At 72.1% G+C, this 23919-nt stretch carries 28 protein-coding genes; 12 read left to right on the forward strand and 16 right to left on the reverse strand.

What is annotated here, in order from left to right; translation table 11 throughout:
* Positions 1 to 9 precede the first annotated feature (9 nt).
* Both OG500_RS20240 and OG500_RS20245 read right to left on the reverse strand, forming a co-directional pair.
* Complete coding sequence (locus tag OG500_RS20240) at positions 10 to 546, reverse strand: NUDIX hydrolase (RefSeq protein WP_327071616.1); 537 nt, start codon at positions 544 to 546, stop codon at positions 10 to 12.
* A 138-nt stretch (positions 547 to 684) separates the two neighbouring features.
* Positions 685 to 1062 (reverse strand): phage holin family protein, encoded by a 378-nt coding sequence (locus tag OG500_RS20245; protein WP_327068061.1) that lies wholly within the window; start codon positions 1060 to 1062, stop codon positions 685 to 687.
* 59 nt (positions 1063 to 1121) lie between these two features.
* Here OG500_RS20245 and OG500_RS20250 point away from each other — a divergent pair, with 59 nt between their 5' ends.
* The 5 genes from OG500_RS20250 (at position 1122) to OG500_RS20270 (ending at position 4511) form a co-directional block, all read left to right on the forward strand.
* The gene (locus OG500_RS20250) at positions 1122 to 1439 is read left to right on the forward strand and encodes a cupin domain-containing protein (RefSeq protein ID WP_327068062.1); all 318 of its coding nucleotides are present in this window, start codon (positions 1122 to 1124) and stop codon (positions 1437 to 1439) included.
* A gap of 44 nt (positions 1440 to 1483) precedes the next feature.
* A complete protein-coding gene (tenA, locus tag OG500_RS20255; protein WP_329582201.1) occupies positions 1484 to 2155 on the forward strand; it encodes a thiaminase II in 672 nt (223 codons plus the stop codon).
* 191 nt (positions 2156 to 2346) lie between these two features.
* Positions 2347 to 2547, forward strand: a complete 201-nt coding sequence (locus OG500_RS20260) for a DUF5326 family protein (protein WP_327068064.1) — start codon at positions 2347 to 2349, stop codon at positions 2545 to 2547.
* Positions 2548 to 2740: 193 nt separating this feature from the next.
* Positions 2741 to 3445, forward strand: a complete 705-nt coding sequence (locus tag OG500_RS20265; protein WP_329582203.1) for a VC0807 family protein — start codon at positions 2741 to 2743, stop codon at positions 3443 to 3445.
* Between the two features lie 49 nt (positions 3446 to 3494).
* Positions 3495 to 4511 carry a hypothetical protein gene (locus OG500_RS20270; protein ID WP_329582205.1) on the forward strand — a complete coding sequence of 339 codons (1017 nt, stop codon included), beginning with the start codon at positions 3495 to 3497 and terminating at the stop codon, positions 4509 to 4511.
* Positions 4512 to 4583: 72 nt separating this feature from the next.
* Here the strand turns inward: OG500_RS20270 and OG500_RS20275 are convergent, their stop codons facing one another.
* Both OG500_RS20275 and OG500_RS20280 read right to left on the reverse strand, forming a co-directional pair.
* The gene (locus OG500_RS20275; protein ID WP_327068067.1) at positions 4584 to 6074 is read right to left on the reverse strand and encodes an SPFH domain-containing protein; all 1491 of its coding nucleotides are present in this window, start codon (positions 6072 to 6074) and stop codon (positions 4584 to 4586) included.
* A gap of 267 nt (positions 6075 to 6341) precedes the next feature.
* On the reverse strand, positions 6342 to 6548 hold the full coding sequence (locus OG500_RS20280) for a hypothetical protein (RefSeq protein WP_327068068.1): 207 nt from the start codon (positions 6546 to 6548) through the stop codon (positions 6342 to 6344).
* Positions 6549 to 6902: 354 nt separating this feature from the next.
* On the opposite strand from OG500_RS20280, the gene thiC reads away from it, so the two are divergent.
* The 5 genes from thiC (at position 6903) to OG500_RS20305 (ending at position 12095) form a co-directional block, all read left to right on the forward strand.
* Complete coding sequence (gene thiC / locus OG500_RS20285) at positions 6903 to 8738, forward strand: phosphomethylpyrimidine synthase ThiC (RefSeq protein ID WP_329582208.1); 1836 nt, start codon at positions 6903 to 6905, stop codon at positions 8736 to 8738.
* Between the two features lie 169 nt (positions 8739 to 8907).
* Positions 8908 to 9333: a BrxA/BrxB family bacilliredoxin gene (locus OG500_RS20290; protein WP_329582211.1), complete on the forward strand. Its 426-nt coding sequence runs from the start codon at positions 8908 to 8910 to the stop codon at positions 9331 to 9333.
* A 185-nt stretch (positions 9334 to 9518) separates the two neighbouring features.
* Positions 9519 to 9749: a FitA-like ribbon-helix-helix domain-containing protein gene (locus tag OG500_RS20295; RefSeq protein ID WP_327068071.1), complete on the forward strand. Its 231-nt coding sequence runs from the start codon at positions 9519 to 9521 to the stop codon at positions 9747 to 9749.
* On the forward strand, positions 9746 to 10153 hold the full coding sequence (locus tag OG500_RS20300; RefSeq protein ID WP_327068072.1) for a type II toxin-antitoxin system VapC family toxin: 408 nt from the start codon (positions 9746 to 9748) through the stop codon (positions 10151 to 10153). The genes OG500_RS20295 and OG500_RS20300 overlap by 4 nt, the downstream gene beginning before the upstream one ends.
* A 265-nt stretch (positions 10154 to 10418) precedes the next feature.
* Positions 10419 to 12095 (forward strand): DUF885 domain-containing protein, encoded by a 1677-nt coding sequence (locus OG500_RS20305; protein WP_327068073.1) that lies wholly within the window; start codon positions 10419 to 10421, stop codon positions 12093 to 12095.
* A 23-nt stretch (positions 12096 to 12118) separates the two neighbouring features.
* On the opposite strand, the gene OG500_RS20310 is transcribed toward OG500_RS20305, so the two are convergent.
* Together OG500_RS20310 and OG500_RS20315 are read right to left on the reverse strand one after the other, a co-directional pair.
* Positions 12119 to 12703 (reverse strand): MarR family winged helix-turn-helix transcriptional regulator, encoded by a 585-nt coding sequence (locus tag OG500_RS20310; RefSeq protein WP_329582215.1) that lies wholly within the window; start codon positions 12701 to 12703, stop codon positions 12119 to 12121.
* Between the two features lie 95 nt (positions 12704 to 12798).
* Positions 12799 to 13284: an NUDIX hydrolase gene (locus tag OG500_RS20315; protein WP_327068075.1), complete on the reverse strand. Its 486-nt coding sequence runs from the start codon at positions 13282 to 13284 to the stop codon at positions 12799 to 12801.
* Between the two features lie 251 nt (positions 13285 to 13535).
* Here OG500_RS20315 and OG500_RS20320 point away from each other — a divergent pair, with 251 nt between their 5' ends.
* Together OG500_RS20320 and OG500_RS20325 are read left to right on the forward strand one after the other, a co-directional pair.
* The gene (locus OG500_RS20320) at positions 13536 to 14807 is read left to right on the forward strand and encodes a sensor histidine kinase (RefSeq protein WP_329582218.1); all 1272 of its coding nucleotides are present in this window, start codon (positions 13536 to 13538) and stop codon (positions 14805 to 14807) included.
* A complete protein-coding gene (locus OG500_RS20325) occupies positions 14804 to 15526 on the forward strand; it encodes a response regulator transcription factor (protein ID WP_329582220.1) in 723 nt (240 codons plus the stop codon). The genes OG500_RS20320 and OG500_RS20325 overlap by 4 nt, the downstream gene beginning before the upstream one ends.
* A gap of 24 nt (positions 15527 to 15550) precedes the next feature.
* Here OG500_RS20325 and OG500_RS20330 read toward each other — a convergent pair whose 3' ends face one another.
* The 10 genes from OG500_RS20330 to OG500_RS20375 all read right to left on the reverse strand — a co-directional run bounded on the left by OG500_RS20330 (position 15551) and on the right by OG500_RS20375 (position 23748).
* Positions 15551 to 16318: an SDR family NAD(P)-dependent oxidoreductase gene (locus tag OG500_RS20330; protein WP_327068078.1), complete on the reverse strand. Its 768-nt coding sequence runs from the start codon at positions 16316 to 16318 to the stop codon at positions 15551 to 15553.
* 167 nt (positions 16319 to 16485) lie between these two features.
* Entirely contained in the window at positions 16486 to 16755 is a 270-nt protein-coding gene (locus tag OG500_RS20335; RefSeq protein WP_329582224.1) for an alcohol dehydrogenase catalytic domain-containing protein, read from the reverse strand.
* Between the two features lie 159 nt (positions 16756 to 16914).
* The gene (locus OG500_RS20340; protein ID WP_329582227.1) at positions 16915 to 17211 is read right to left on the reverse strand and encodes a hypothetical protein; all 297 of its coding nucleotides are present in this window, start codon (positions 17209 to 17211) and stop codon (positions 16915 to 16917) included.
* 111 nt (positions 17212 to 17322) lie between these two features.
* Positions 17323 to 17736 (reverse strand): nuclear transport factor 2 family protein, encoded by a 414-nt coding sequence (locus OG500_RS20345; RefSeq protein ID WP_327068081.1) that lies wholly within the window; start codon positions 17734 to 17736, stop codon positions 17323 to 17325.
* A gap of 62 nt (positions 17737 to 17798) precedes the next feature.
* Entirely contained in the window at positions 17799 to 19412 is a 1614-nt protein-coding gene (locus tag OG500_RS20350) for an FAD-dependent monooxygenase (RefSeq protein ID WP_329582232.1), read from the reverse strand.
* Positions 19409 to 20158, reverse strand: a complete 750-nt coding sequence (locus OG500_RS20355; RefSeq protein WP_329582235.1) for an HAD family hydrolase — start codon at positions 20156 to 20158, stop codon at positions 19409 to 19411. The genes OG500_RS20350 and OG500_RS20355 overlap by 4 nt, the downstream gene beginning before the upstream one ends.
* A gap of 107 nt (positions 20159 to 20265) precedes the next feature.
* Complete coding sequence (locus OG500_RS20360; protein ID WP_327068084.1) at positions 20266 to 20523, reverse strand: acyl carrier protein; 258 nt, start codon at positions 20521 to 20523, stop codon at positions 20266 to 20268.
* A gap of 69 nt (positions 20524 to 20592) precedes the next feature.
* Positions 20593 to 21594, reverse strand: coding sequence for a beta-ketoacyl-ACP synthase III (locus OG500_RS20365; protein WP_329582238.1), 1002 nt, complete (start codon positions 21592 to 21594; stop codon positions 20593 to 20595).
* A 194-nt stretch (positions 21595 to 21788) separates the two neighbouring features.
* A complete protein-coding gene (locus OG500_RS20370) occupies positions 21789 to 22499 on the reverse strand; it encodes an AAA family ATPase (RefSeq protein ID WP_327068086.1) in 711 nt (236 codons plus the stop codon).
* A 190-nt stretch (positions 22500 to 22689) separates the two neighbouring features.
* Positions 22690 to 23748, reverse strand: a complete 1059-nt coding sequence (locus OG500_RS20375) for an AvrD family protein (RefSeq protein WP_329582242.1) — start codon at positions 23746 to 23748, stop codon at positions 22690 to 22692.
* Positions 23749 to 23919 lie beyond the last annotated feature (171 nt).

The raw sequence follows: 23919 nt of genomic DNA on the forward strand, positions 1-23919 counted from the left end.
CGGCAGGCCTCAGCCCAGGTCGGGGGCGAGCAGCGCGCGCACCCCTTCGATGTTGGCGGCCAGGTAGGCGCGCAGCGAGGGCGGCACCAGGTTGACCGAGGTGACGCCCTCGCGGGTGAACGGCAGCCGGACGATCTCGTACTCGCCGCGCGGCTCGTCCACCTCGGGTCCGTGCCGCAGCGCCGGGTCCAGCGCGGCCAGCCGGCAGACGAAGAAGTGCTGCACCTTGACCCCGTGCGGATGGGCCGGGCTGCCGTCCTCGTGGTGGTGGTGGGCGACGGTGTCCACGAAGGCGGGCACCACGTCGACCACCTTGCCGCCCAGCTCCTCGTCCACCTCGCGGTGCAGCGCGTCGGTCACGGTGCGGTCCTCGGGCTCCACGCCCCCGCCCGGGGTGATCCAGTACGGAGGCGCTCCCGGCCTGGTGCGCTTGATCACGATCAGCTCGGCGGTGCCCTGCCAGGGGTCGTCGCTCGGCAGGTCGAGCAGGATCGCCCGTGCGGTGCGTTTGACCACCGGACGGGGGTGCGGCGTCACCTGGGCCACGTGGGTCACCTCCGGATGCTCCTGTGCCGGAGCATCCCGCAGCTCAGGGAGCCCGAAACTCGCACGCGCGAGCGAAATGTCCGGCCGAACGGCTCAGCCGTCGTCTGCTCGGCCGACGACGCTCCAGTCCTCGTCGGTTCAGTCCTCGTCGCCGATCGCGAGGTGCAGGCCCCAGGCCACCACGCTGATGATCAGCGAGCCGAGCAGGGCGGGGACGAAGCCCTCGACGTGGAAGTCGAGCTTCAGGCGGTCGGAGGCGAAGGAGGTCAGCCAGAACATCAGCGCATTGATCACGAAGGTGATCAGCCCCAGCGACAGGATGAACAGCGGGAACGAGAAGAACTTCACCAGGGGCTTGATCAGCCAGTTGACCACCCCGAAGATCAGCGCGACGGCGATCACCGTCAGCGTCTTCTGCTTCCAGTCCCCGCCGGACAGGGTGATGCCGTTGACGATCCAGGCGGCCACCCAGATGGCTGCCGCGTTGATGAGGGTCTTGACCACGAAGTGCTTCATGCTTCCGCATGGTCGCAGGCCCAGGCGGCCGGTGGAAGCACCTACAGGAGGAGCAGCGGATGAAGGTCTTTCGACTCGACGAGCTCGATCGGCACCGGGCCGGGCAGCAGGGCGCCTATCTGCGCTTCCTCAAGGAGGGCACCATGTCGGCGGGCCTGTACGCGCTCGCGCCCGGTGAACAGGACACCCAGTCCGCGCACCCGCAGGACGAGCTCTACCAGGTGGTCAGCGGGCGGGCCTCGCTGACCGTGGGGGAGGAGACCTGCACGGTGGGGCGCGGCAGCGTGGTCTTCGTGCCGGCCGGGGTGCCGCACCGGTTCCACCACATCACCGAGGAGCTGCGGGTGCTGGTGGTCTTCTCGCCGCCGGAGGACTGAGGCTGCCCGTGATCCTCCGGCAGGCGGAACGTAGGGTCGCTGACATGACCCAGACCCTGACCGAGGAGCTGTGGGCCGAGAGCGTCGCGCCGGTCTACACCAAGATCCTCGAGCACCCGTTCCTGGCCGGTCTGACCGACGGCACGCTGCCGCGCGAGGCCTTCGCCCACTTCGTCGTCCAGGACTCGCACTACCTGCGCGACTACGCCAGGGCGCTGGCCGTCTGCGCGGCCAAGGCGCCGGGCGAGGAGGAGGTGCGGGCCTTCGCCGACGACGCGATCGGGGCGCTCGCCGCCGAGCAGGGCATGCACGCGGAGTTCCTCGCCGTCTTCGGCCACAGCGCGGCCGAGGCCGCCGCCCTGCCGGTGCTGCCGACCACCCGGGCCTACAGCAGCTACCTGCTCGCCACCGCCTACGGCGGATCCTTCGCGGAGGCGGTGGCGGCCGTGCTGCCCTGCTACTGGGTCTACGCCAAGGTGGGCGAGCAATTGCTCGCCCGCTCCTCCCCCGATCCGCTCTACGCGCGGTGGATCGCGGTCTACGGCGAGGAGTCCTTCCAGTCGGTGGTGCGCCGGGTGCTGGCGCTCACCGACCGGCTCGGCGAGCAGCTCGGGGAGGCCGAACGGCGGCGGGTGCACGAGCACGTGCGCACCACCACCCGGTACGAGTGGATGTTCTGGGACGCCGCCTGGCGGGGCGAGGGCTGGCCGGTCTGACCGCCCGCGCCCGGCGGGCGTAAGCCACCGGTAAGGGCGACCCTGAGGGACCGGGGTCAGGGCCGTCTCCGGGTTCTCTCAGGGGCCTGAACTCTCGTTTCCGCTACGGCGCCCTCGTACGATCGAAGTACCGAAAGCGGACGGGATGCGGCGATCAAGGGCCGGACCCGCAAGGGAGAAAAGGAACCGAAATGGCTGAGATCTGGAAGTCGCTGCCGTCCTGGATGCGCAACGTCGTGGTCCCGATCCTGGTGCTGATCCTCGCCATCAACCTTCTCGGCATGGTCCTCGGCGTGGTCAGTGCGATCATCTGGTTCGCCTTCAAGGCGCTGATCGTGGTCGGCATCGCCGCCGCGGTGGTGATCCTGGTCAAGAAGGCCGCCAAGGGCTGATCCAACGCCGCCTCCGCTCCGGCGCCCGTACCTGCACCGCAGGTGACGGGCGCCGCGGTGTTTCGTGACAACCGCCGGTGCGCGGCATGACAGCTGTCATGCGCCACTGGCGACATCAGGCACTGATGGCCGGTCAGCTCCGACTGGGAGTCTCTACCTCGTAGCCGAGCGGGACCAACGGGAGGACCGGACCATGAGCGAGACCAGCACCCTGCAGCCGAGCACCACCGCCGCCGCCACTGCCGCCACTGCCGCCACTGCCGCCAAGGCCGGCAACCCGCTGGTGACCGCCCTGCTGCCGCTGGCGGTCGACGTCGCGGTGCCGCTGGGCGTCTACTACGCCGCGCACTCGGTCCTCGGGATGAGCATGGTCGGCTCGCTGATGGTCAGCAGCCTGCTGCCGGCCGTGCGCACGGTCCACGGCCTGGTCCGCGACCGCAGGGTCAACGGGCTGGCGGGCCTGATGCTGGTGGTCAACCTGGTCGGCCTGCTGGCCACCTTCCTGACCGGCGACCCGCGGCTGATGATCGCCAAGGACGGCCTGGTCAGCAGCGCGATCGGCGGCGGCATCCTGGTCTCCGCACTGCGCGGCAACCCGCTGATGGCCGCCGGCCTGCGCCCGTTCCTGACCCGCGGCGACGCCCGGCTGGAGGCCGCCTGGGAGCGGCTGGCCGCGGGGTCGCCGGCCTTCGCGAAGGCCACCCGGCGGCACTCGCTGATCTGGGGCGCGGCCCTGCTGCTGGAGTGCGCGGCCCGGGTGGTCGGGGCCTACACGCTGCCGCTGACCACGATGGTCTGGCTGCCCACCGTCTTCCTGGTCGGGGCGATCGCGCTGGCCGGCCTGGTCAGCGGTCCGTCCGCCGAGCTGCTCAAGAAGATGCTCGCCGACCAGGCCTGAACAGCCCCGATCCACCCCCACCGACCCGTAGCGAGAGAGAAGAACGGCCATGCGCGGCAAGGGCATCAACTACGACACCGGCTTCGCCCCGGTCGGCGAGATCTCCCGGAGCTCCTTCGAGCCCGCCGTGGTGCGCGAGGAAATGCGGGTGATCGCCGAGGAGTTGCACTGCACCGCGGTGCGGATCTCCGGCGCCGATCCGCAGCGGATCGAGCTGGCGGCCGAGTTCGCCGCGGCGTACGGCCTCCAGGTCTGGTTCGCGCCGTTCCCCTGCGACCTGGCCCAGGAGCAGCTGCTGCCGCTCTTCGCCGACTGCGCCCGGCGGGCCGAGCGGATCCGCTCGCTGGGCGCCGAGGTGGTGCTGGTGCTGGGCTGCGAACTCAGCCTCTTCGCCGCCGGGTTCCTGCCGGGCGAGGACTTCCCGGCCCGGCTGGCGAACCTGACCAGCACCGACCCCGCGGCGCGCGCGGGCCTCAAGGACGCCGGTGCCCGGCTGAACGCCTTCCTGGCCCGGGCCGCCGCCACCGCCCGCGAGCAGTTCCACGGCCGGCTCAGCTACGCCTCGGGCATCTGGGAGCACGTCGACTGGACGCCCTTCGACCTGGTCGGTGTGGACGCCTACCGGGACGCCGGCAACGCCCCGCGCTACCAGGAGCAGTTGCGCGCCCACTTCCGGCACGGCAAGCCGGTGGTGGTCACCGAGTTCGGCTGCTGCGCCTACCAGGGCGCCGGGGCGCGCGGCGGGATGGGCTGGGCGGTGACGGAGTACGGGCCGGACGGCGTCGAGTACGTCACCGAACCGCTGGTCCGGGACGAGGACGAACAGGTCCGCTACCTCGGGGAGCTGCTGGCCGAGTTCGAGGAGGCCGGGGTGGACTCGGCGTTCTGGTTCACCTTCGCCCACTACCGGGCGCCGCACCGCCCGGAGCAGCGGTTCGACCTCGACCTCGGCTCGTACGGCGTGGTCGCGGTGCTGCCGGCCGACGGGCTCGACGGTGCCGGGGAGCGCCCGGGCCGGCGCCCGAAGCGGGTCTTCGCGGCCCTGGCCGAGGCCTACCGCGACTGACCCCCACAGACGAGTGGCCCGTTCCGCGCGGGGGGCGGAACGGGCCACTCAGGTCATGCTGGTGACGGACGATCAGGCGGTCGGTTCGCCCTGGACCGGGATCGTCTGGGTGCCGCCCCGGTGGGTACCGCTGCCCGTGACGTCGTGCTCGGCCGCCGCGGGGGCGTCCGTGCCGTTCATGGAGCTCAGCAGCTGGCGGGCCAGGCCGAGGCCGGTGCCGCCCATGGTGAGCGCCTTGGCGAACATCTCGCCCATCCCCTCCGCGCCGTTGAGCAGCACCATGTGCTCGACGTTGCCGAAGGCCTCGGCGCCGGCCCGGACGATCTCCGGCCAGTGCTCGGCGAGCTGCTGGGCGACCACCGCCTCCTGGTTCTCGGCGAGGGCGGCCGCACGGGCCTTGATCGCCTCGGCCTCGGCCAGACCGAGGGCGCGGGCCGCCTCGGCGGCGGCCAGACCCTTGGCCTCGGCCGCGGCGGCCTCGGCCTGCCCGGTGGCGCGGGTGGACTCGGCGGAGGCCAGGCCGCGGGCCTTGGTGGCCTCGGCCTCGGCCTGCGCGGCGATCTTCACCCGGTTCGCCTCGGCCGCGGCCTTCAGCTCGGTCTCCCGGGCCTGCGCCTCGGCGGCGGAGATCCGCGCGTCGCGGTCGGCCTCGGCCTTGGTGCGGGTCTCGTAGGCGCGGGCGTCGGCCGGCTTGCGGACCTCGGCCTGCAGCTGCTGCTCCTTGCGGTGACCCTCCAGCTCGGCGACCTTGGTCTCCTGGACCACGACCTCCTGGCGGGAGGCGGCCTGGGCCAGCGGGCCGGCCTGCAGGGCGCGGGCCGCCGCGGTGTCCATCTCGGCCTGGTAGCCGGCCTGCTGGATCCCCGAGTTGCGGGTCGCCTCGGCCTTGCGGGCGAAGGCCTCCTGCTCGGCCTCGGTGGCCTCGCGGTCGGCCGCGGCGGCCGCGATGCGCGCGTCGCGCTGGACGGCGGCGGCGTGCGGGGCGGCCAGGTTCTTGATGTAGCCGGTCGGGTCCAGGATCTCCTGGATCTGCAGCGAGTCGATGATCAGACCGAGCTTCTCCATCTCGGTCCCGGAGGCCGCCCGGGTCTCCCCGGTCAGCCGCTCGCGGTCGCGGATCATCTCCTCGACGGTCAGCCCGCCGACGATCGAGCGCAGGTGTCCGGCGAAGACGTTGTGGACCCGCTGGCCCATCATCTTCTGCTGGTCCAGGAAGCGGCGCGCGGCGTTGGCGATCGAGACGGTGTCGTCGCCGACCTTGAAGATCACCACGCCCTTGACCTGGACCGGGATCCCCTGCGAGGTCACGCACTCGACGTCCAGGTCGGCCTCGTTGAGGTCGAGCGAGAGCTTGCGCACGGTCTGGATGCCGGGGGTGACCAGCGTCCCGCGCCCGGTCACCACCCGGAAGCCCAGGCCCTCGGCGAGGCCTTCGGTGCGGTGCTTCGAACCGGAGATGATCAGTGCTTCATTGGGCTCGGCGACGCGCCAGCACATCTTGAAGAGCACGATCACGATCACGACTGCCGCGGCGACGATCCCCGCGATGGTGCCGATCAACATCGGCCTTTTCCCCCTTCAGGGCACACCGCTCCGTGGCTGCGCTCGGTTGTGCAGGATTGCGCGGAACGCGGTGGCGAGTCGAGATTGTGCGCCTCTTTCGATCTCATGGGAAGTCAGCTCCGGCGTGTCCCGCACCACTGTGACAACCCGTCACCGGCCGTGCTCGACGATCACCGAACGCGACGCAGTACGGGGCGCGAGTTGCCGTGACGGGCGCCCCGTACCGGGTGGGATCCGCTGCCCCGGCCCCGGGGGCGCCGCCAGGGTTCAGCCCATGGCCGGGGCGACGTAGACGGTGCGCGGCGGCTGGTACTCGACCACCACCACCGGGGTGCCGACGGGCAGCGCCTCGCCCGGCAGCGCCAGGTAGGCGAGGAAGGCCTCGCTGCTCTGCCGCTCCGGCACCGCCAGCATCACCTCGCCGACCAGCCCCGCTCCCACCTTGCCGGTCACCCGCCCCGTGTAGCCGATCATCCGACTCGCCCCCTCTGAAGCCCATGAACGCCAACCACCGCCCGGTGCGCGCGGTTTGCGCCACCAGTGTGGCCCACGGGTCGGACGGCCCGGCGGTGGCGGGTGCGCCGGGCGGGGCCGGTCGCCGGCCGGCGCGGGTATCGGTGGCCGGACCCCTACTGGACCGCGGTGCTGCGCCCCGGTTACCGTGAGGACGCTTCGGGCAGGCAAGTCCGCCTGCCCACGGGAGCTCGGAGCACCGGGCTGAGAGGGCGCTGAAGGGCCCAGGGCCGTAGAACACCGGCCGTGGACCGACCGCTGCGTCGACCGCAGGAACCTGACCGGGTAATGCCGGCGTAGGGAGTAGAGGGTCTGATGACCGTTTTTGATGACGCACATCCGGGCGCCGACGAGAGCGCCGCGACCGCCAACAGCGGGGTGCGCAGCGCGTCCACCGGGTACCCCACGCCGGCCTGGCGCAAGGCCTACCGCGAGGGCTCCCGCCCCGACCTGCGGGTCCCCTACCGCGAGGTGCAGCTGACCAACGGCCGCACCGTCCCGCTGTACGACACCTCCGGCCCGTACACCGACGCCGCCTTCGAGCCGGACGTGCGCCGCGGCCTGCCCGCGCTGCGCGACCCGTGGATCCGCCAGCGCGGCGACGTCGAGGAGTACGACGGCCGCGAGGCCCGCCCCGAGGACGACGGGATCAAGCACACCTCCCCGCGCGGCGGCAACCTGCGCAACCTGGACGCGGTCTTCCCCGGCCGCCCGCGCCGCCCGCTGCGCGCCCGCGACGGCGTCGCCGTCACCCAACTCGCCTACGCCAAGCGGGGCATCATCACCCCCGAGATGGAGTTCATCGCACTGCGCGAGGGTCTCGCGGCGGAGTTCGTCCGCGAGGAGGTGGCGCGCGGCCGGGCCGTCATCCCGCTGAACGTGAACCACCCCGAGGTCGAGCCGGCCATCATCGGCACCAACTTCCTGGTGAAGATCAACGCCAACATCGGCAACAGCGCGGTCACTTCCTCCATCGAGGAGGAGGTGGAGAAGATGACCTGGGCCACCCGCTGGGGCGCCGACACGGTGATGGACCTCTCCACCGGCCGCAACATCCACACCACCCGCGAGTGGATCCTGCGCAACTCCCCGGTGCCGATCGGCACCGTGCCGCTCTACCAGGCGCTGGAGAAGGTGGACGGCAAGGCCGAGGAGCTGAGCTGGGAGGTCTACCGCGACACCATCATCGAGCAGTGCGAGCAGGGCGTCGACTACATGACGGTGCACGCCGGCGTGCTGCTGCGCTACGTCCCGATGACCGCCCGCCGCAAGACCGGCATCGTCTCGCGCGGCGGCTCGATCATGGCCGCCTGGTGCCTGGCGCACCACCAGGAGAACTTCCTCTACACCAACTTCGAGGAACTCTGCGACATCCTGCGCGCCTACGACGTCACGTTCTCGCTCGGCGACGGCCTGCGCCCGGGCTCGATCGCGGACGCCAACGACGAGGCGCAGTTCGCCGAGCTGCAGACGCTCGGCGAGCTCGGCCGGATCGCCCGCGAGCGCGACGTGCAGGTGATGATCGAGGGCCCGGGCCACGTCCCGATGAACAAGATCCGGGAGAACATGGACCTCCAGAAGGAGATCTGCGACGAGGCCCCCTTCTACACCCTGGGCCCGCTCACCACCGACGTCGCGCCCGGCTACGACCACATCACCTCCGGCATCGGCGCCGCCATGATCGCCTGGTGGGGCACCGCGATGCTCTGCTACGTCACGCCCAAGGAGCACCTGGGCCTGCCCAACCGCGACGACGTCAAGACCGGCGTGATCACCTACAAGATCGCCGCCCACGCGGCCGACCTGGCCAAGGGCCACCCCGGCGCCCAGGCCTGGGACGACGCGCTCTCCGACGCCCGCTTCGAGTTCCGCTGGGAGGACCAGTTCAACCTGGCCCTCGACCCGGAGACCGCCCGCGCCTTCCACGACGAGACGCTGCCGGCCGAACCCGCGAAGACGGCGCACTTCTGCTCGATGTGCGGGCCGAAGTTCTGCTCGATGAAGATCAGCCAGAAGATCCGCGACGAGCACGGCGACGGCTCGACGGCGGTCAGCACCGACTTCGACGCGGCGGCGCTGGCGGGCATGGCCGAGAAGTCGGCCGAGTTCGCGGAGCACGGCAACCGGGTGTACCTGCCGCTGGCGGACTGACGTCCAACTGCACCTCGCTGCCGCCCCGGTGAGCTTCGACGCTTGCCGGGGCGGCAGCGTGTCCGTGCACGGAAGGCGGAGGGCAACACACTTGTCCGGACTTCGGACGCGGGCACATCCTGCGTACTACGCTGAGCGTTGGTCCGATCTCCCTCAGTGAGGAGCTGGTATGCCGTACTCGCCGCTGCTGATCAAGCCCATGAAAGAGGAGCTGACGTCGATCGGCTTCAAGGAACTGCTGACCACCGACGACGTGGACGCCGCGATGAAGGAAGCGGAGAGTGGCCTGACTCTCGTGGCCATCAACGCGGTCTACGGCTGTGCGGCTGGCATGGCCCGCCCCGGCGCCCGCATCGCCCTGGAGAACACCTCCAAGCGCCCGAACCGGCTGCTGACGGTCTTTGCCGAGCAGGACCTGGAAGCCACCGCGCGGATGCGCTCGTATTTCGCGGACATCCCGCCGTCCGAGCCGTCGTTCGCGGTGTTCAAGGATGGCGAGCTGGTGTACTTCATGCCGCGCCACCGTATCGAGGGGCGTGATGCCCAGGCAGTGGCCAGGGACCTCAACGACGTGTTCGACGAGTTCGGCGAGTAGTCCCGACCGGCCACGGCTGCGGTATGGTCCCTGCCTCGACCGGAGACCGCCAGAGACGGGTCTCCCCTCGACCGTTGCCAGCAGGTGGAGGGCATGACCCGCACCATGGGCGAGCCCTCTCCTGGACGTCAGGGGAGGGCTCGCCGCTATCTGCACTTTGCAGCTAGTGGCGCTAGAGTGCAGATATGACAGCGCTCACCATCCGGGATGTCCCGGACGATCAGATCCAGACCCTGAAGGTTCGCGCCGCCCAGGCCGGCAAGTCGCTCCAGGCATTCATGCAGGATCTGATCGCCAGGGAAGCGTCCAAGCCCACCATGGCGGAGATGATGGAGCGGCTGAACCGGGAGACCACCGCCGACGTCAGCGCCGCCGATATCCTCGCTGCCATCGACGAGGGGCGAGCCGGGCGTTGATCGTCATCGACTGCTCCGCGCTCGTCCTGGTCCTCACGGCCCACAGTCCCGACGGAGAGCTCATCCGGAGCCGGGTGGCCGAGGCTGGGGACGTCTACGCTCCCACTCTCCTGGACTACGAGATCCAGTCGGCCCTCCTCGGCATGCGGCGTGGCGGCAAGCTGGCCGGGAAGGAAGTGGAGCGGGCGGTCGCCGCATACCGCATGCTTCCCATCGCCAAACGGGAGACGCTGCCGTTCTGGGACCGGGTGAAGACGCTGCACGCCAACCTCAGCGCCTACGACGCCCAGTACGTCGCGCTGGCGGAAGCCCTCGGCGCACCGCTGATCACCAGTGACGCGAGGATCAAACGCAGCGGTGCGGCAAAGTGCGAGGTCGAGGTGTTCGCCTCGATCCGCCCATAGACCGACCGCAACTCATCCTGGTGGTGCCTTTGCTGAAGCCGGCGAACTGCGCTGCGGGGGTGATCGGCGTGGTCGGGCCGGTCGGCTCGTGGCGGCAGGTGCGGCTGTCCGCGATGGCACGCCTCGGCGAGGGGGGTGCGCACGGCTGCCGTCCCGGATCGGTGTCGGAGTCTGTCAACGATCATGATCGTATGCCAGCCGGCCCGGCCGCGGACACCTCGTTGGTGTGCTGACAGCGCTGCCTTCGCTGGGACAGGATGGGCGCATGCCAGATACGAAGCTCACCCCGCGCCGGATCGCCGATGCCTACGTCGAACAGGTGGCCGCCCAGGACCCGGCGACCGCACAGTGGTTGGGGGATCCGGTCGGGCTGGACCGGCTGCCGGACCTGTCGCCGGAGGGCTACGAGGCCAAGGCCGAACTGGACCGCGGGACGCTGGCCCTGCTGGACGCTGCCCCGGCCGGCGAGGGCCCCGTCGAGGCGGCCTGCGCGCGGCTGCTGCGCGAGCGGCTGACGGCGGAGCTGGCCTGCCACGACGCGGGCGACCACTTCATCGGGCTGCGCACGCTGCACACGCCGGTGCAGCAGCTGCGCCGGATCTTCACCCTGATGGACACCGGGACCGCGGACGACTGGTCGCACGTGGCGAACCGGCTGCGCGCGCTGCCCGACGCACTGGACGGCTTCCGGACCACCCTGAGCGAGGGCATCTCGCGCGGCCTGCTCTCCGCGCCGCGCCAGGTCGACGGCGTGATCGAGCAGTTGACCGCCTGGACCGGCGAGGAGAGCGGCACGGCGAGCTGGTTCACCGGCTTCGTGGCGGACGGTCCCGAGCGGCAGCGCGCCGAGCTGGACGAGGCGGCGCTGCGGGCCACCGCCGCGATCGCGGAGTTCCGCGACTGGCTGCGCTCCGACTACGCGCCGGCGGCCGTCGGGGTGCCGGACGCGGTCGGCCGGGAGCGCTACCTGCGCTCGGCCCGGCGCTCGACCGGGGCCGACGTGGACCTCGCCGAGGCGTACGCGTGGGGCTGGTCCGAGTTCCACCGGACGCTGGCCGAGATGGAGGACGCGGCGCGCCGGGTGCTGCCGGGGGCGAGCCTGGCCGAGGCCGTGACCCACCTGAACGAGCACGGCCACCGGATCGAGGGCGAGGAGGGCATCCGGTCCTGGCTCCAGGAGTTGATCGAGGAGGCGATCGAGGCGCTGGACGGCACCCACTTCGACATCGCGGGCCCGCTGCGCCGGGTGGAGACCCTGATCGCGCCGCCCGGCAGCTCGGTGGCGCCGCACTACTCCGGCCCCAGCATGGACTTCGGCCGGCCGGGCCGGACCTACCTGCCGACCCTCGGCCAGCAGAGCTTCCCGACCTGGCGGCTGGTCAGCACCTGGTACCACGAGGGCGTGCCGGGCCACCACCTCCAGCTCGCCCAGTGGGTGACCCGGCAGGACGAGCTCAGCCGCTACCAGGTCACCCTCGGCAAGGTCAGCGCCAACGTGGAGGGTTGGGCGCTGTACGCCGAGCGGCTGATGCACGAACTGGGCTTCCTCGCCGACCCGGGCCGCTACCTCGGCTACCTCGGCAAGCAGATGCTGCGGATCATCCGGGTGATCATCGACATCGGCATGCACCTGCGGCTGGCGATCCCGGCCGACTCCCCCTTCCACCCCGGCGAGCAGTGGACGCCGGAGCTGGGCCTGGCGTTCATGGCCGCCTACGAGGGCAGCACGCCGGCCCGCCAGCTGGGCGAGGTGACCCGCTACCTCGGTCTGCCGGGCCAGGCGATCGGCTACAAGCTGGGCGAGCGCGCCTGGCTGGCCGGGCGGGCGGCCGCCCAGCAGCGCCGCGGTGCCGCCTTCGACCTCAAGTCCTGGCACATGGCGGCCATTTCGCAGGGCTCGTTCGGGCTGGACGACCTGACGGACAACCTCGCGGGGCTGTAGCCCCGGCCCGTCCGGCGGCGCGGTCAGCGCAGGACGTCCTCGGTCTGCGCGAGGTAGTGCTCCAGCCGCTGCTGGTTCTCCACCACGCGCAGGCACAGGTGGCGCAGCTGGGTGAGGTCGGCGGGGGTGAAGCCGTGGAACACCCCCGCCATGGCGCGCTGGACCGGCTCGCGGAAGGTGTCCAGCCAGCCGCGCCCGGCCGGGGTGATCCGGGTGAGCACCGAGCGGCGGTCGTGCGGGTCGGGCACCCGCTCGGCCAGGCCCTCACGCTCCAGGGTGTCGACCAGCCCGGTGACGTTGCGCGAGCTGACGTCGGCGGAGCGGGCCAGGTCGCCGATGCTCAGCGCCTCGCCGGTGGTGGCGCCGAGCCGGATCAGGATGTCCAGCGCGCCGGAGCTCAGGCCCCGGCCCTGGGCGCCGCGGCTGCGCAGCCGCTCCACGGAGTGCGAGGCGGCCCGCACGGCGGCCGCGGCCTCCAGGGCGAGGGTGTCGTTGCCGAGGGTGAACTCGGAGAGGACGGTGCGGATCCGGGGGTCGTAGAGGCAGTCGTCGGCGTCCTGTGCCAGACCGTGGGTGGGCTGCTCGGCTGCGTTGTGTAACTGCTTCATAATGAATCAGTACTCTATCCGGCTGATATGACGAGCAGTCAAACGCGCAGGTCGTCGGGACGGCAACCGTTACCCGAGCAGAGATTGACGCTGCGTCAGCCGATTGCGCCGGGCGGAGTGAACGCAGTACGGCCCGTGCACTCCAGTGCGAGCTTCAGCCGCTCCTGGTTGGAGGCGTCCAGCTCGGGCAGCGCGTCCTGCGCGAACCAGGCCACCTCCAGCGACTCCTCGTCGTTGACCCGGGCCTCGCCGCCCACCGCGCGGCAGCGGAAGGTGACTTCCAGGTACTGGGTCTGGTCGCCGTTGGGGTAGGTGATCAGCGGCGACACGGTGACCGAGGTGAGCAGCTCGGGGACCGCGTGCACGCCGGTCTCTTCGTAGCACTCGCGCACCGCCGCGTCGGCGGGCTGCTCGCCCGGATCGACGATGCCGCCGACGAGCGCCCACGCGCCGGTGTCCGAGCGGCGGCCGAGCAGCACCCGGTCCTGGTCGTCCAGGACGACGGTGCAGACGGCGGTGAGCCACAGCGGACGGGTGCCGACCAGGGCACGGAGCTCCGCGAGGAAGGGAGGAATAGCCATACCGGGAGCCTAACCGGGTGATCAGGCCGGACAGCGGGTCCGGCGACTTGCCACAGTACGGCGGGCTGGGTCCCGAGGTGACCGATCAGTGGTCGGGATCGCTGGCATTGACCGGGTGCCCGAATAGGCTGAACCCGAGCGGCTGGGCCGCGAAGGAGCAGCCCACCAAGCGGTATGAACTCCGCAGCGGATCCGACGACGAGATGAACTGACGCAGTGAACTCCAGGGGCCTCGGGGGAAAGGCGGCCAAGTGAACGTCGAAGACAAGGGCTCGACGCCTGTAAGACCGGTGCCGGAGGTGCTGGCGGTACTGCCCGCGCCGGCCCACCGCGCCCGGTTGGGGCACGAGGACGGTCCGGCCCAGCGGTTGCTCCGCCAGGAGCCGGAGGTGCTGGCCCGCTACCTGGCGGGCCTGCAGGAGATCAACAGCCCGCTGGTCGCCGATCCCGAGGCCTGGGAGCAGTGCGTCGTCCAGGCCCGGCGGATCCTGATGGACTGTGCGGTGAGCCTGGCCGAGGGCCGGGCCACCGTCACCGGGACCGAGATCGCCGAGGTGGTCAACCTGGGCGGTGAGCGGCTGCGCCAGGGGCTGCACCTGACCCACTCGATAAGGGCCGGGATGCTGCTGCTGGACATCGTGCTGGCCGCCCTCGCCACCGCGGTCGCCGAGGCCGGCGAGGCGGACGCGGTGGCTGCCGTGCGCCGCCCGCGCGACCCCGCGGAGGTCTGCGTGGACTGCGGCGCGCCGGCCCGCTGGGCCGAGGAGCTGGAGACCGCGGTGACGCACTCGCACGCCCGCGACGAGAACTACACCGCCGCGCTGCGCTCGTTGCAGGAGGGCGTCAGCCGGCGCCTGGAGATCGGGTCGGTGGGCTACGACACCTTCCTGCTCGGCCGGGTGCGCGAGCTGCACGAGCTGGGCCGGCGCAAGCTCGCCCGGGAGATCCACGACCAGCTCGGCAACTCGCTGAGCCTGGCGATGCGCCAGCTGGAGCTGCACGAGCTGCGCGCGGGCGACGACATCTCGCCGCACGTCAAGGCGGCCAAGGCGGCGGTCCTGGAGGCCATGGACACCACCCGCCAACTGGTCACCGAGCTGCGCCGCTCCAACGTCTCCGGCTCGCTGGAGACGGCGCTCAAGGGCTTCGCCGCCTCGATGGCGGAGGCCGCCGGCAAGGTGCAGATCTGGGTCAAGGGCTCGGACGACTGGGTGCCGGGGCAGATCTCCGAGGAGCTGTTCATCATCGTCCGCGAGTGCCTGCGCAACGCGCTGCGGCACGCGGAGGCCGGCAACATCGTGGTGCACGTCGACATCGCCCCGCACGAGGTGCAGGCCGAGGTGCTGGACGACGGCCGCGGCTTCGACCCGGGCACGGTGCGCGGCAAGGGCACCTCCAACGGCCTGGACGGGATGCGCGAGCGGGTCCAACTGCTGCACGGGACGGTGGACATCGCCTCCACGCCCGGCAAGGGCACCCAGGTGCGGATCTGGATACCGATCGAGGGGCAGGCGGGCGAATGACCGGCGAACCGGTCGAGGTCCAGCCCGTGCCGGCCGAGACCGGGGCGGTGCGGATCCTGGTCGCCGACGACCACACACTGCTGCGCGGCGCGCTCTGCGACCTGCTGGAGACCGAGCCGGGCTTCGAGGTGGTCGCGCAGGCCGGCACCGGCACCGAGGCGATCCGGATGGCCGGGCAGCACCGCCCGGACGTGGTGCTGCTGGACATCGAGATGCCGGAGAACGACCCGCCGGTGACGGTGCGCCGGATCCTGGACCGGGATCCGGAGACCCGCATCATCGTGCTGAGCATGGACGACGGGCAGCGCCTGGTCCAGGAGTTGCTCTCGCTCGGGGTGCGCGGCTACCTGCACAAGAGCGTCAGCCGCGAGACGCTGGTCTCCACCATCCGCCAGCGCGAGGACAGTGGGCGGCGCACCGTCACGGTCTCGGTCTCGCCGGAGAGCCTGCGCCGCCCGGCGGGCGGCGAGCCCGGGGAGCAAGGAGGGCTCTCCAGCCGCGAGGTGGAGGTGCTCGGCTGGGCCGCGCAGGCGCTGAGCAACCGGCAGATCGCCGGCCGGCTCGGCATCACCGAGGGCACGGTCAAGCGCCATCTGCGCAACATCTTCGGCAAGTTGGACGCGGTCTCGCGGATCGACGCGGTCAACAAGGCGGTTGAGCGCGACCTCATCGAACCGGTCAACCACCGTGGTGGCGGCGCGGGTTACGGACGCCGCTGACCAGCAGGGGCGGGCCCGGCCCGGTCAGCCGACCGGGCCGCCGGCCACGTGCAGCACCTGGCCGGAGACGAAGTCGGCCTCCTCGGAGGCGAAGAACCGCACGGCGCCCGCCACGTCCTGCGGCGAGCCGGGGCGGCCGAGGGCGATCCGCTCCAGCGTCTCCTTGCGGGCGTCCTCGAAGCCGACCCCGAGGCAGCCGGCGGCGGTGCGGGCCGACTCGGTGGCGATCAGGCCGGGCAGCACGGCGTTGACCGTCACCCCGTGCGGGCCCAGGTCCAGCGCCAGCGCCCGGGTCAGTCCGCGCACGCCGTCGGCGGCGGCACTGGCGGCGATGTCGCCGCGCTCGCCGTCCTGCCGGGGCCGGCCGATGGTGATGATCCGCCCCCAGCCCTCGCCGACCAGGTAGCGCCGGATCGCCGCGCTGAGCAGGTAGGGGGCCCGCAGGCCCGAGCGCAGCGTGTCGTCCCAGTCCTCCTCGCCGGCCGGCAGCGCGCTCGGGGCGAAGTCGGCCGGCTGCGAGGTGTTGTTGATCAGGACGGCGGGCTCGCCCAGCTCCTCGGCGATCCGGGTCATCACCGCCTCGGCCTCGTGGACCAACCGGACGTCGCCGGCGAAGACCCGGGCCTCGCCGCCGACCGCGGAGACGGCCTCCAGGGCGCGGTAGCAGAGCGCCTCCTTGCGGTCGACCAGGGCGATCCGGTGGCCGTGCCGGGCGAGTTCACGGGCGACGGCAAGGCCGATGTCGTTGCCGGCGCCGGCCAGGACGGCCACGCGGGTGGGGGAATGGCTCATCGCAGTGCCTCCTGGGGGTGGCGCAGGGAAGCGGGAAGTGGGGGGATCCGGGCGGGGGCGGGGGTTTCAGAAGGTGAGCACGACGCCGCCGCGCCGGCCGCCGGCGGCGAGCAGTTCGTGGGCGGCGGCGACCTCGCCGACCGGCAGGGTGCGGGGTGCCCGGAGCGTCAGCTCGCCCTGGTCGACCAGCGCGACCAGCCGGTGACCTCGGCGCCGACCGCCTCGACGGTGCCGGCCAGGTCCCAGCCGAGCCGGTGGTGGGGCCGCTTCGGCAGCAGCTCGGCCAGCGCGCCGGAGCGGGCGAGCAGGTCGGCCGGGTGGACGGCCGCCGCGGCGACCTTGATCCGCAGCCGGCCGGCGCCGACCTCGGGCCGCTCGGTCTCCAGCAGCCGGGCGGCGCTCGGGCCACCGGGTTCCGTTACCGCGACAGTGCGCATCAGCTGGGCCTTTCAAGGGAGTTGGGGGCGACCGGGTCCTTCGGGGTCGGTGACACCACGGTAGGTCGCGGTGGTCGCCGACGGAAGATCGGTTCCCCCTAGGTGGACCGCCGCTGCCTCCAAAGGCGTAGCGGCGGTCCACCCGGGGAGGCGGCGGGTTCAGGCCGCGGCGGCGGCCCGGCGGCTGGTGCCGCGGGCGAAGAAGAGCGCGAGGGCCACCGCCCCCACCACCAGCACTCCGCCGTTGGCCAGCAGCGCCACCCGCACGCCCGCCAGCACCGAGTCCGCCGCGCTGTGGGTGGCCTGCAGGGCGTTCACCCGGGCGGTGACGATGGTGCTGAGCACCGGGATGCCCAGGGTCAGGCCGACCAGCTGGGTGAGCGTGGTCAGGCCGGTGGCCAGGCCCTGCTCGCCGTGCGGCAGCCCGGAGGTGCCGGTGACCATGTAGGCGACCACGGCGCTGATGTGCCCGAAGCCGGAGACCGCCGTGCCGGCCCGACGTGGCAGCGGCGGCGGGACGGGGTTCGCCGTCCCGCCGCCGCGGACCTGGGCTGTGGTGCGGTCGGATCAGGCGGTGAACGCCTCGGCGGCGGCCGCGCTGTCCTCGAACATGTGGTAGAGCCGCAGCGTGCCGTCCACGACCCGGACGTGCAGCGCGAAGTCCGAGACGAAGCGCTTGCCGGTGGCCTTCACCAGGTGGGTGAAGCTGCCGAGCGCGATCGCGTGCTCGCCGTCCACGACGACCTGCTCGACCGCGAACGCCTCGGTGCTGACCAGCTCGTAGGCGTGGCCGATGAAGGTGTCGATCTCCTCGCGGGTGCTGCGCCGGCCGGTCCACGGCACCACCGGGGAGCCGGGGACGTTCCAGTCGGTGGTCTCGGTGAACAGCTCCAGCACGCCCTTGCGGTCGCCGCCGCCGAAGCGGGTGAAGAACTCGTTCAGCGTCTCGGCGGTGGTGCGGACACTCTGTTCGGTGGTCATGGGGATCCCTTTCTGGGACTTGTCATTGATGGAACGTCAGAAAGCTTCGAGAGGTGGGCGGTTCAGGCCGAGACCGGCTGGACGGCCGGGGCGGTGCGGGCCGGGGCGAGGTTCTCCAGGCGCAGCTGCAGCGGCTCGGGTCGCTCCACGGCGGCGGTGGCGAGCAGGTGGCCGTCCGGGCGGACCAGCGCCAGGACGGGGTTGCGGCCCAGGTGCCGGCGCAGCTTGCGGGCGGCGCGGCCGGTCAGCCCGCCGAGGTCGAGCACCTCGGCCGTGCCGGCGAACCGCTCCCGGGCGTCGCCCACCTGGGCGGCCCAGTCGGCGCTGGTGGCGGTGCGGCCCGGCCAGAGCAGCACGGTGTGCCGGTAGGCGTCGAGCGCGGGCGTGCCGTCGGCCAGCGCGGGGCCGGCGAAGAGCGGCAGCCGCTCCCCCGGCTTGGCCAGGCCCTGGCGGCGCAGCACCAGCGGGCGGTTGTCCAGGTCGCCGTAGTTGGTGTCGGTCTGGCTGAGCAGCGGCACCAGCACCCGCTGGAGCACGCCGGCCAGCCGGCCCGCGACGAAGACCGCGTCCCGGCGCAGCCGGCGCGCCGGGCTCTTCTGCATCGCGAACCTGGCCTGGGCGGCGGAGGTGGCGGACATCCGCTGGGCGCTGCTCAGGCGTTCGGGCTCGTAGCTGTCCAGGACCGATGCGTCCAGCCGCCCGGTGACCACACCGGCCAGCTTCCAGGCCAGGTTGGCCGCGTCCTGGAAGCCGACGTTCATGCCCTGGCCGCCGGCCGGGCTGATCGCGTGCCCGGAGTCGCCCGCCAGGAAGGCCCGGCCGCGCCGGAAGCCGGCCGCCATGCCGAGCCGGGGCCGGAAGGAGCGGGTCCACAGCGGCTCGCCGACCGTGATGTCGATCTTCGCGCGGCGCCGGATCACCTCCTCCAGCAGCTCCCGGGGCGGGTTGCCCTCGCCCTCGGTGCGGTGCGGGATGTTGGCCGCGATCCGGTAGTGGCCGCCGGCCAGCGGGACCAGCGCCACCACGCCGTCCGGGGAGTAGTAGTAGGCGGTGTCCTTGGGGGCGTCGCCGTGGATCGGGGCGTCGCCGATCGCGTAGCTGACGTCGATCGGCTCGCCCTCGAAGCTGATGCCGAGCAGGTTGCGGGTGGTGCTGCCGGGGCCGTCGGCGCCGACCACGTAGGACGGTCGGACGGTCTCCAGCCGGCCGTCCTGGTGGCGCAGGGTGACCACCGGAGCGGTCTCCACGTCCCTGATGTCCTCCATGCTGACGCCGCGCTCGATCACGCCGCCCAGCTCCGCCAGCCTGGCCCGCAGGATCCGCTCGGTCTCGCGCTGCGGCAGGGTCAGGACGAAGTTGTACGGGGAGTCGGGGTGCCGGTCCAGGTGGGCGCTGCCCAGGTGGCGGCCGTCGGAGAAGTAGCCGACGGCGTCGCTGCGGTGGCCGGCCGCCACCAGCTGCTCGCTGACCCCGATCCGGCGCAGCAGCTCCAGGCTGCGCGGCCACAGCAGGATGCCCTTCGAGTGCGGGTCGCTCTCGTCCAGCACCGCTTGACGGTCGATCAGGCGGACGTCCACGCCCTGCTGCAGGAGTTCACTGGTGATCACCATGCCCACCGGGCCGGCGCCGATCACCAGCACGGCGGGGGCGGACGGGTCGGGCGTGTTCCGGTTCACTGTGCCTCTCCAATTCCATGGGTAGTTGTCGCGCTCGGCAAAGCGGTCGTGCTCAGGGCTGTGGGGGTGTCGCGCGTGGGGCGCAGCAGCGGCCAGCCGTGCTCGGCGGCCGTGCGGTGCAGGACCTCGTCCTCGCCCACCACCACCGGGTGGCCGACCAGGCGCAGCAGCGGCAGGTCGGAGTGGTGGTCGCCGTAGGCGTGGCAGTCGGTGAGGTCGAGGCCGCGGCGGGCGGCGAAGCCGGCGGCGGCCAGCGCCTTGCGGGCGTCCAGCATCGGGTGCTCGACCTCGCCGGTGTAGCGGCCCCGGACGATCCGCGGGGCGGTGCAGAGCACCGCGTCGGCGCCCAGCTCCGCGGCCAGCGGATCCAGGCAGGGCGCGAAGGAGCCGGAGACCAGCACCACCAGCCGGCCCGCCGCCCGGTGCGCGGCGAGGGCGGCCAGCGCCTCGGGGCGGAAGAAGCCCGCACCGTCCGCCGCCCGCTCCTCGGCGTACCAGCGGCGGCCCGCCTCGGCCAGCTCGCCGGCCGAACGGCCGGCCAGCAGCCGGAAGTAGGCGCGGTTGGTGGCCCGCCGCGGGGCGCCGGCCAGGGTCATGGCGTGCAGCCGTTCGCGCTGGGCGAGGTAGGCCTGATGGGGCAGGCCGCGCGAGGCCATGTCGTGGCGCAGGAAGCCGAACAGCGTGGTGCGCCGGGTGAGCGTCCCGTCGACGTCGAAGAACGCGGCGCTGGTGGGGAGTTCGGACATCACGGTCTCCTTCGTCGCTCGGTGGGAGGGCGCGGGGCGGGTGGGCGCCGTGGGTGGGGCGGCGGGCGGAGTGGGGGACCGCCCGCCCGCGGCAGCGGAGTCGGGGATCAGACGGTCACCGGGTGGCCGGCCGTCTTGGCCTCGATCAGCTCGGCCAGCTCCTGCACGGTGGTGGTCTCGGCGACCTCGGCCTCGCTCAGCGGGACGCCGTAGTCGCTCTCCAGTGCCACCGCGAGCTCCACGAAGACCAGGGAGTCGAACCCGAGCTCCTCGAAGTCGGTGGTCGCGGTCACCTCGTCCGTGCCGTAGCCGTACTTGACCTGGAGCAGCTCGATGACCTTCTCGACGATCTGGGTGGTGGACATGATGCGGGTTCTCCTTGAGGTATGTGTGGTGTGGTGCAGGGGAGTTGAGCGATGTCTGCGGGGCCGGCGTCAGCCGGTGGCGAGCTCCGGCCAGACCAGCGCCGCGGAGCCCCAGGCCAGTCCGCCGCCGAAGGCGGTCAGCGCCACCCGGTGCCCGGCCAGCAGCTCGCCGCGCTCGGCGGCGGCGGCCAGGGCCAGCGGGATGGAGGCGGCCGAGGTGTTGCCGACCTGGTCCAGGTGGACCACGGCCCGCTCCTTGTCGATCCCGAGCAGCTCGGAGACCGAGTGCAGGATGCGGACGTTGGCCTGGTGGCCGACGATCCGGTCCACCGTCGCGACCGGCCAGCCGACCTTCTCCAGCACGGCCTTGGTGGACCTGGACATGTGGGTCACGGCCTGGGTGAAGACCTCGCGGCCCTGCATGGTGAACCAGGAGTCGTCCTGGTCCGGCGGCAGGCCGCCGGAGCGCTGGCGGGAGCCGCCGCCCGGGATCGAGATCAGCTCGGCGAGGCTGCCGTCGCTGCCGAGGTCGAAGCCGGCCAGCGCGCCCGGCTCGTCGTCCTCGTCGGCCCGCAGCACCACCGCGCCGGCGCCGTCGCCGAACAGGATCGCGGTGCCCCGGTCCTGCGGGTTGAGGATCGAGGTGAACGCCTCCGCGCCGATCACCAGGACCGTCTCGGCGGTCCGGGCGGCGATCGCGCCGGCGCCGACCGACAGGGCGTAGACGAAGCCGGCGCAGACCGCGGCGACGTCGAAGGCCGGGATGTGGCCGAGGCCGAGCCGGGCGGCCACCGCCGGGGCGGTGCCCGGCAGCGGGTGGTCCGGGGTGGCGGTGGCCAGCACCACCAGGTCGACGGTGGCCAGGCCCGCGGACTTGAGGGCCTTCTCACCGGCCGCGACCGCCAGGTCGCTGGTGGCGCCGCCCGGCTCGACGGCGTGGCGTTTCAGGATCCCGGTGCGGGTTCTGATCCAGGCATCGGTGGTGTCCAGTCGCTCGGAGAGCATCTGATTGGTGATCTCCCTGGGCGGAACCACGGCGCCCAGACCGGCCAGAACGGCTGCACGGCTCATCGGATACCTGCCGAACTCTTGGGTATGGACATCAGGTCGGGCCTTTCGTCTGGGAGCGCCCCGGGCCCCCGGTCGGTACCCGGCGCCAACAGGCGGACACCGGCCGGGGCATGGGCGGGGCACTTGTGGTCAGGTTCGGATCGGCACTCAGTGATCAGGCGCCGGAGCAGTGATCGCGCGCTCGCCCTCGGTGCTCAGGCGGCGGCCAGCGCCCGCTCCTTCTCGTCGCGGATGTCGATGCCCTTGTACTCGGAGCGGGCCTTGTCGATGGCCTGACGGGGCGTCATCACCGGGGTGAAGCCGAACCGGTCGGCGATCGTCTCCAGCCGCTCCTCGATGTCGCCGCCGATGATGTGGACCGGCATGCCCAGCTCGTCCAGGGTGCGCAGCAGGGTCTCGTCGGCCAGCGTGCGGAACCGCTCGTTCACCGGGCGGTGGCCGTCCTTGGCCAGCGGCAGCTCGTTCTTGAGGTGGACGAAGGCGTCGAAGGACTGCTGGACGTGGAGCTTGAGGGAGACCCCCAGCCGCTCCATGACCTCCTCGAAGAACTTCAGCTCCGCGGTCTTGTCGACGTCCTGCTCGCCCAGGTGGATCGAGGCGTTGGGGTTGATGCCGACCTGGACCCGGATCGCGCCGTAGATCCACTCCTGCAGCGAGGAGCCGTCGGAGATGAAGCTGCCCAGGCTCAGCGCGCGCTCGTGGGCCACCCGCTCGGTGTGCCGCACCACGATCATCTGCAGCAGCTCGGCCGCGGTGCACTCCTCCAGCGTCTTGCCGGGAGCGGCCTCGGGCAGGATCTCGCGCATGGTGCGGGCCATGGTGCGCGGGACGCCGGTGTAGTGGGACAGGGCGATCGAGGTGAGGGTCTTGCCGGAGGAGTAGGTGCCGGAGATGCCGAGCTTCATGACGTGCCTTCCAGAGTGGGCCGGCGGCTGCCGGCGGACGTTCGGTACGGGTACGTGCGGGCCGAGCTGCGGTTCTTCTGCGTCTGGGGTGGAGCGAGCCGGGCGCCGTGCGTGACGATCAGTTGGAAGAGGTCGGCGGCGGTCGCCTCGGCGAAGTAGCGGTCTTCCTGGTCCGTGCGGGGGGCCGGTGTCACGCGGCGGCCCGGAGCAGCGCCGGGTCCTGGGTCGCGGCGGCCGGGTTCGTCCGGTGCTCGGGCAGCTTGTGGGTCACCGAGCAGAGCACCCGCACCCCGCCGGTCTCGGCGACGATGTCGGCGTTGCGCCAGTCGGCGCCCTGGGCCTGCACGATCTTGGCGTTGTCGAGGATCGCGGTCACCGGCGCGGCCACGGCGGCCGGACGGTCGGGGCGGCTGCTCTCCAGCACCGTCCGGCGCATCCACAGGGTGTTGGAGTCGGCGCGGGCCACCGAGTCCAGCTCGTAGAGCAGCACCTGCCCGAACTGCAGGGCGATCACGAAGGCGTCCACCAGGGTCATCCCCGGCTGGTAGGCGCCCTCCAGGCCGTCGGAGCCGATCGCCTCGCCCAGGGCCGGCCGGACGGCCACCTGTCCGGCGACGGTGGGGACCAGGCCGTGGGCGTCCACCCGCAGGTCGGTCATCGACTGGCGGTAGGCGCGGTAGCCGGTGCCGTAGGGCCGCTGTCCGACCGGGCCGAGCATGTCGTCGTCCACCGCGGCGCCCGCGCCGGTGCCGGCGGCGTGCTCCACCGTGCAGCGCACCGTCATCTGGCCGATCCGGCAGATCACCAGCGAGACCAGGGCCGCCGCGTCCTGCGGCGCCACCGGGCTCTCCTTGAGCTCGGCGCTGACCGGGAAGGAGGTCAGGCCCTGCTCCTGCGGGGCGGCGCCGGCCCGGATCTCGACCTTGCGCAGCCAGGCGGCGCGGCGCTGCCCGGCGGTCAGCCCGTGGCGGGCGGTGAGCGCGGCCTCGGCCAGCTGGGCGGCGAAGAGCAGCGCGTCGATGGTGCTCAGGTGCGGGGCCAGCTTGGCGGCCTGCTGCTTCACCGACCAGTCGACCGGGTAGAGCACGCCGGCCACGGCGTTCAGCATCTGGTGCTCCTCGTCCCAGGACAGCCGGCTGATCCGCTGTCCGACGCGCCGGTAGCCGCTGCCGAAGAACCGGCTCTCGGACGGGCCGAGCAGATCGTCGATCGAAGAGCTGAGCTGGAGGGGGGACATCAGATCGGTCATGGTGTCAGTTCGCTTTCCCGTTGGGTGGTTCCGTGGAGGATTTTCCTTTTGCTGTGGTGCTTTTTTCTTGCGCTTTCTTGTCCTGCTTGTCGTCCTGCTTCTTGTCTTTGCTTCCTGCCGTTTCGCTCTCTCGCTTTCGTGTTTCCAACATTAGGCCGTTCGCCCGGGGTC

The sequence above is a fragment of the Kitasatospora sp. NBC_01250 genome, assembly GCF_036226465.1.
Taxonomy (GTDB): Bacteria; Actinomycetota; Actinomycetes; order Streptomycetales; family Streptomycetaceae; genus Kitasatospora.